This is a genomic window from Flavobacterium sp. (assembly GCF_023151265.1).
Taxonomy (GTDB): domain Bacteria; phylum Bacteroidota; class Bacteroidia; order Flavobacteriales; family Flavobacteriaceae; genus Flavobacterium.
The window spans coordinates 1-6314 of the sequence record NZ_JAKLJH010000146.1; the positions used below are offsets into that span (position 1 = coordinate 1).

The window sequence follows — 6314 nt, forward strand, 5'->3', positions numbered from 1 at the left end:
TTTTTCGGGAAATAAACACACTTTATCCGGAAGATATGCCAACAAAAACTGGATGATTTGGAGCAATTCGAGCATAATGAAAAGCGATTCCGAACTTTCCAATTCGTCTTTTGCTCGAAGTGAAAATCGTTCGTCGTATAAATTGGGTAAAAATTGGGTTGGTGCTACGGTGAATTTGGAAGATAATTCGGAAAAACTGAAGGTAACCAACACATTTTCGGCCTTGAGTCAACGTTTTTTAGAATATGGTGCTTTTGTAGGAAGAGGCGATTCGACTAAGGTTTTTGTGGAATTGGGATTTTTACAACGTCAGAATGATAGTTTGCAAAACAATCGCATTGAGCGCGTGAATTATTCGAATTCGTATTACTTGAAATCGCAATTGATTAAAACCGAAAAAAGCAATTTGAGTGTGTTTTTGAATTATCGCACCTTGAAATATGAAGATTCAAGCTTAAAAGACGAACCATCTTTAAATTCACGAATTTTGTATTCGGATAGATATTTTGGGCAATTAATTCAGACAACGACCGCTTATGAAACTAGTTCGGGAACGATTGCCCAACAAGAATTCACCTATTTGCAAGTAGAACCTGGGCAAGGCGTTTACATGTGGAATGATTACAATGGCAACGGAATTCAAGAATTGCAAGAGTTTGAAATTGCTCCGTATTCAGATTTGGCGATTTACGTTCGGGTATTTTTACCAAATCAGGTTTTTGTTCGAACGCATCAGAATAAATTTTCTCTAGCCTTGAATTTAAACTTTAATCAATGGCAAAATGAGACTGGTTTTAAGAAATTCGCTTCCCATTTTTACAATCAAACTTCATTTTTAATTGATAAAAAGAACTTTCGAAATGGTGCTAATTTTGATTGGAATCCATTTTCAAAAAACGATGATGAGTTGATTGGTTTGAACAAGAATTTTAGAAATAGTTTGTTTTTTAATCGTGGAAAACAATATCATTCCACCACTTATTCCTTTTTAATTAACGAAAGTCAGAATTTACTTTCTGTGGGAAGTGTTTCTGCTAAAAATCAATCGCATCAGTTGCAATACCAACATTTGGTAAAGAAAAGTTGGTTGTTTAATTTTTCGGGAAGCACTACTTCAACGGAATCTACTTCTGAGAATTATCCAAATAGGAATTTTGAGATTGAAAGTTATCAAGTGGAACCAAAAATTGGCTATTTGTTTTCCAAAAATGCGAGTTGGGATGTTTTTTACGAATATCAACAAAAGGAAAATCAAATTGGCGCTTTTGAAACCTTAAAACAAACTCGTTTAGGAACCTCATTTACCTTCAACAGCGAAAAAGGATTTAGTATGAATGGCGAGTTTTCGATGTACAACAATTCGTATGATGGAAATGCCTTATCAGCAGTGGGTTTTCAAATGTTAGAAGGCTTACAACCAGGAAAAAATCAAACTTGGAGATTGCTTTTACAGAAAAATTTGACCCAATATTTAGATGTTAATATCAACTATCAAGGAAGAAATAGTGAAACCAGCAAAACCATTCATACAGGAAATATACAACTAAGAGCGTTTTTTTAGTTAATATTTAGATTAATTCTACATTTCTGCTTAATTTTACAAGCTATCTCCAAAAAGAACTATGTTTCTAAGAATTTTATACATATTGCTTCTGTTTTCTAATGTTTGTCATTCTCAACTTAGCAGCAAACATTGGATACCACCATTGCATTGCAGAGATGCATCTTCGGTAGGCGATCATTATTTATACCTTTCTACACAAGAAACAACACCTTTTCAAGTTACAGTAAAAGACGGTGCAGATAATCCAATTGGTTTAGGCACTTATACAATTTCTAGTGCAACACCTGTAACAATTAATCTAGGCAGCGGACAAAACACAAAAATGTTTGTTGGACAAGAAAATGTAAATATTGTCCTAAACGATAAAGGAATTATACTAGAAGGATCGAAAGATTTTTACGTGAGTTTCAGAGTTAGATCGCAAAACCATGCAGAAATGTTGGTTTCCAAAGGAAGACCAGGAATAGGAACAAGTTTTAGATTAGGACATATCATAAATGAAAGCTTTGATCCACGAAAATCATTTGTTACAAGTGTAATGGCAACAGAAGACAACACCAATATTACTTTGTCTGATTATGATCCAAATGTAATTTTTACCACAAGTACAGGTTTTATAAATGCTGCTTCCCAAACTTTCTTATTAAATGCTGGGGAAAGTATTATTTTCACAGGTTACAGCGATACTTTAGAAAATTTAGATGGCGCTATTGGAGCATTGATTTCTTCGGACAAGCCTGTTGCTGTAAACTCTGGAAATGCACTTGGAGGAATTCAAAATACTAGAGCTGATTTTGCTTTAGATCAGATTGTATCCGCTTCTCAAATTGGAGACGAATATATTTTTATAGAAGGAAATGGGCTTCCTACAATGGAATTACCCTTAATCGTTGCAAATGAAGATAATACCGAAATATATATTAACGGCTCTTTAACACCAAATGCTGTTATAAATGCAGGTGATTATTTCTTAATTGACAATTTTTTCTATCAAGGAACTATCAATAGAAATATTTATGTAAAAACATCTAAGAACGTTTATGCATATCAATTACTAGGTGGCGGAAATGATACTGCTACTGCGGGATTAAATTTCATTCCACCTTTGAGTTGTTTCTTTCAAAATTCAGTAAACATTCCAGATGTAAATAGAATTGGAGGAACTTCTTACGATGCAGATTTAATGGTCTTAACCTACGCATCTGCAACAATTACTCTAAATGGGACTACCATATCAAATACAGGAGCACAAACCGTTCAGGGTAATACAGATTGGGTTACTTACAGAATAGCAGGTGTAAATGGAAATGTCAATATTCAATCAACAGGTCCTTTAGCGGTTGGTGTTTTTGGTTATTTCAATGACGTTGCAGGTTTTGCAGGATATTATTCAGGTTTTGGAAGTAATCCAGAAGATACGGACGTTGCGGTTTGTTCAAATACAACTGTTAATCTTTTTGAGGCCATTATTGGAAATCCTGGTGAAAATGGAAATTGGATAGTTCCAGCTGGCGGAGTTCCTTTAAATAATGACATTTTTGATCCAGCTATTAACATCCCTGGCGAATACACTTATACTTTTACAAAAGATTGTAATGCTGCGCTTTCAACAATTCCTGTAAAAGTAAACGTTACAATAACTCAGGCTCCTAATATTGGAACTAGTAGTAATTATTCAACTTGTGTAAATGCAAATCCAATCGATTTATTTTCGCTATTAGGAAGTAGCATAACAACTGGCGGAACTTGGTCTCCAGCATTGTCATCAGGAACGAGTATTTATAATCCTGCGGTTGATGTATCGGGAGTTTATACTTACACTATAACTGCTAATGGCGGATGTCCAGAAGTTTCTGCAAGTATTACTGTAACCAACAATCCTATTCCGACTGCTCCAATAATTTCTAATTTTGGTCTTTGTGATAACACCCTTGATGGAAATGACACTAATGGATTAGTTACTTTTGATTTAACTCAAAAAAATACCGAAATTTTAAACCTTATTTCTGGATATACGATTAGCTATCACACTGATATAAATGATGCAATTGCAGGAAGTAGTAGTATAAACTCTATTTATTCTGGAAACAGAACTATACATGTAAGATTAACAAACACTACAAATGGTTGCTATTTTACTGCCAGCTTTAACTTAATTGTTTTTCCTAAACCTGTTGTAAATTCAAATGTAACTTTGAAACAATGCGACACTGATTCTGATGCCACTACAACATTTAATTTAACCCAAGCTAATGTATTAATTTCTTCAGATACTGGACTAACTTTTACATATCACAACACTTTAGCTGGTGCTGAAAATAATAACGATTTAGTTTCAAATGAAATTGTATTTATTGCTTCAAACGGAAGTTTTGTATGGGCAAGAATTACAAATGCTAATGGCTGTTTTAGAACTTCAAGAGTTAATTTAGTTGTGTCGGCAACAACAGTTCCTCAATCGTATAGATACACAATTGATGATATTTGTGATGATTATTTAAGTATTACAGATCCTAACGGAGATGGAATTGGATATTTTAATTTAACCGAAATAGAACCTGTTTTAACGAATCAATTCCCTACAGGTCAATCTTATAATTTTACATATTATTTAAATCAGGCTGATGCTGAAACTGAACAAAACGCAATCCTAGATATTACAAATTTTAGAAATACAATTCCAAACAACCAACTTATTTGGGTTCGAATTGAAAGTAATTTGTATGAATGCGCGGGGCTAGGTCCTTTTTTAGAATTAATTGTAAATCCTTTACCTGATACAGAATTGGGTGATAATTTTGTAATTTGTATTGATCCCGTTACAGGACAAGGCTCACAAACTATTGATGCCACGCCAGCTACTTCGGGCAACTATTCGTATGTTTGGACACCGGCTAACCCTAATGGAAATTCTCCTTTTTACAACATAAACGCTCCAGGAATTTATACCGTTGAAGTTACTAATTTAGATACTTCTTGTAGTTATACAGATTCAGTTGAAACTACTTTCTCTTCTGAACCTGCAAGTGTTAGTGCTGAATTATTAACACCTGCTTTTTCTACTGGTTTAACTTCCATTCAAGCAACTGCAATTGGAGGTTTTGGAGTGTATGAATACAGTTTAAACGGAATCGATTGGCAGCCAAGTCCAATTTTTGATAATTTACCAAATGGATCTTATACAATTTACGTTAGAGATATTCTGGGTTGTGGCTTATTACTAACAAATACTATTAAAACTATTACTTATCCAAACTATTTTACACCTAATAATGATGGTTATAATGACAGATGGAATATTGATTTACCTGAAGATTACAACGGAATTATTTCAATATACGATCGTTATGGCAAATTAATGAAACAAATGAGTGCTTATGGTATGGGATGGGACGGAACATATAATGGGCAATTATTACCATCAACAGACTACTGGTTTAAAGTAGAATACAACGAAGACAATACAAGAAAAGAATTTAAATCACACTTTACATTAAAAAGATAATTTATAATGGGATCAATTGAAACTGTAATTCATAACAATGTTGCAACAATTACTTTTTATCATCCATCAAGTAATTCATTTCCAAGCACATTATTACAAGAATTAACAGACGAACTAAACACTTTAAGCAAAAATGAAACTGTTTCAATACTTATTTTAAAAAGTGCTGGCACGGGTGCATTTTGTGCTGGAGCGTCTTTTGACGAGTTACTTTCTATAAGCAATTATGAAGATGGAAGTAGATTTTTTTCTGGATTCGCAAATGTAATTAATGCTATGAGAAAATGTCCAAAACTAATTATCGGCAGAATTCATGGAAAAGCTGTGGGTGGTGGAGTTGGATTAGCAGCTGCATGTGATTATTCATTCGCAACTAGCAAAAGTGACATTAAACTTTCAGAAATTGCTATCGGAATTGGTCCTTTTGTAATTGAACCTGCTGTTTCGAGAAAAATTGGAAAAATGCCTATGTCAGAAATGACTCTTAACCCAACTGCTTGGAAAACGTCAAAATGGGCTTTTGAAAAAGGACTATTTACCGAAGTATTTGAAACAATAGAAGAGTTAGATAGTAGACTAGAACAATACGTTGCCGAAATTTCATCTTACAACAAAGAAGCTTTGTATGAAATGAAAAAAGTACTTTGGGAAGGAACAAATCACTGGGAAAGTTTACTTTATGAAAGAGCTGCTATTTCTGGTAGATTAGTATTATCAGATTTTACAAAAAACGCATTAGAAAAATTTAAAAAATGAGAAGTTTAATCCTTTTTTTACAACAAGTAAACGTAGAGCAAAAATTAAAAGATGCTCCTGACAGTCAATATCAAATTGGAGTGCTAATAGGTTCTTTTGTACCATTTATTGTACTCGCTGTAATTGCATACACACTTTACTACAGAGCTAAAAAGAAAGAACAAAATTTAAAATAAAAAGACATGTCAAATATTAGAATTACCAAACAATTTAACTTTGAAACAGGCCATGCGCTTTACGGTTACGATGGGAAATGTAAAAACGTACACGGACATAGTTATAAACTATCTGTTACTGTAATTGGCAAACCTATTAAGGATACTTCAAATGTAAAATATGGAATGGTAATTGACTTTGGCGATTTAAAAAAAATTGTAAAAGAACAAATCGTAGATGTTTTTGATCATGCCACTGTTTTCAATAAAAACACACCTCATATTGAGTTAGCGCATGAGTTAAAATCTAGAGGACATGATGTGATTTTAGTTG

Annotated in this window: 4 protein-coding genes and 1 pseudogene; all 5 read left to right on the forward strand. The window is 33.3% G+C overall.

The window, feature by feature from the left end; all coding sequences use genetic code 11:
- Positions 1-1561: pseudogene (locus tag L6Q46_RS11845) on the forward strand (hypothetical protein); the annotation flags it as partial.
- Between the two features lie 61 nt (positions 1562-1622).
- Positions 1623-5069 (forward strand): T9SS type B sorting domain-containing protein, encoded by a 3447-nt coding sequence (locus L6Q46_RS11850; RefSeq protein WP_291284474.1) that lies wholly within the window; start codon positions 1623-1625, stop codon positions 5067-5069.
- Between the two features lie 6 nt (positions 5070-5075).
- A complete protein-coding gene (locus L6Q46_RS11855) occupies positions 5076-5825 on the forward strand; it encodes an enoyl-CoA hydratase/isomerase family protein (RefSeq protein ID WP_291284475.1) in 750 nt (249 codons plus the stop codon).
- Positions 5822-6001 carry a hypothetical protein gene (locus tag L6Q46_RS11860; protein WP_111567446.1) on the forward strand — a complete coding sequence of 60 codons (180 nt, stop codon included), beginning with the start codon at positions 5822-5824 and terminating at the stop codon, positions 5999-6001. The genes L6Q46_RS11855 and L6Q46_RS11860 overlap by 4 nt, the downstream gene beginning before the upstream one ends.
- A gap of 6 nt (positions 6002-6007) precedes the next feature.
- A partial coding sequence (locus tag L6Q46_RS11865; RefSeq protein ID WP_291284476.1) for a 6-carboxytetrahydropterin synthase occupies positions 6008-6314 on the forward strand: 307 nt, incomplete at its 3' end.

Excerpts from the sequence above, each read along its gene's own strand:
- L6Q46_RS11855 (WP_291284475.1), top strand. The coding sequence starts at position 5,076 with ATGGGATCAATTGAAACTGTAATTCATAACAATGTTGCAACAATTACT.
- L6Q46_RS11860 (WP_111567446.1), top strand. The coding sequence starts at position 5,822 with ATGAGAAGTTTAATCCTTTTTTTACAACAAGTAAACGTAGAGCAAAAA.
- L6Q46_RS11850 (WP_291284474.1), top strand. The coding sequence starts at position 1,623 with ATGTTTCTAAGAATTTTATACATATTGCTTCTGTTTTCTAATGTTTGT.